Origin of the sequence: Microvirga tunisiensis (assembly GCF_009296175.1) — a bacterium.
GTDB lineage: Bacteria > Pseudomonadota > Alphaproteobacteria > Rhizobiales > Beijerinckiaceae > Microvirga > Microvirga tunisiensis.
Map to the genome: position 1 here is coordinate 1 of NZ_VOSK01000892.1, position 846 is coordinate 846.

Below are 846 nucleotides of genomic sequence, written 5' to 3' on the forward strand. Positions count from 1 at the left end.
TGCCGTGGATCTGTTGCAGCTTTGAAACTTGCCCTGCCTGAGCTACGACATGAGGGTGGCGAGTGGGGCTGACAGTGAAGCAAAATAACAAGGGGCTGCTCAAAGGTCGGCAGTTCACGGCGGAGATCATCCTGTGGGCGATCCGCTGGTATCTGCAGTTCCCGATCAGCTACCGCGATCTTGCGCGCATGTTCTCCGATCAAGGCATTCAGGTCGATCACACCACCTTGTTTCGCTGGATTCAGGCCTATGCACCGGAGCTGGACAAGCGCATTCGTCCGCATCTCCGCATGACGAACGGCTCCTGGCGGGTCGACGAAACATACATTCGAGTGAAGGGCGAATGGGTTTATCTCTACCGCGCCGTGGACGCTTCCGGGCAGACGATTGACTTCCTGCTCTCGCCCAGGTGGGATGCGGCCGCCGCCCGTCGGTTCTTCCGAAAGGCGCTGAAGCAGGCCCATACGGTCAATCCGCGCACCATCACGGTCGACAAGAATGCGGCTTATCCTATAGCGACGAAATCTATGAAGCAGGTTGGAGAACTCTGGCGCTTTGCCAAACTCCGGCAGGTGAAATTCTTGAACAACATCGTCGAGCAGGATCACCGGCGTATCAAGCGGCTGGTTCGGCCCGGCCTGGGCTTCAAGAGTTTCGTGACGGCCTCACGGAGGGTGGCAGGCTACGAGGCGATGGCAATGATCCGAAAGAACAAAGTTGCGAGCGCACCAGCAAACGGCATGCGGGCTCAACGTGAATTCATCGCTGCTCTCTTCGGCGCGGCCGCCTAGCCTGAGACCATCTCCGGCAGTCTCTTGACTGACATGAAAGTCTGCAACGGAACCG

General features: G+C 58.2%; 1 protein-coding gene. It reads left to right on the forward strand.

The genetic code is table 11. The features are described from left to right. Nucleotides 1-74: 74 nt before the first annotated feature. Complete coding sequence (locus tag FS320_RS44360; protein ID WP_420846862.1) at nucleotides 75-791, forward strand: IS6 family transposase; 717 nt, start codon at nucleotides 75-77, stop codon at nucleotides 789-791. Nucleotides 792-846 lie beyond the last annotated feature (55 nt).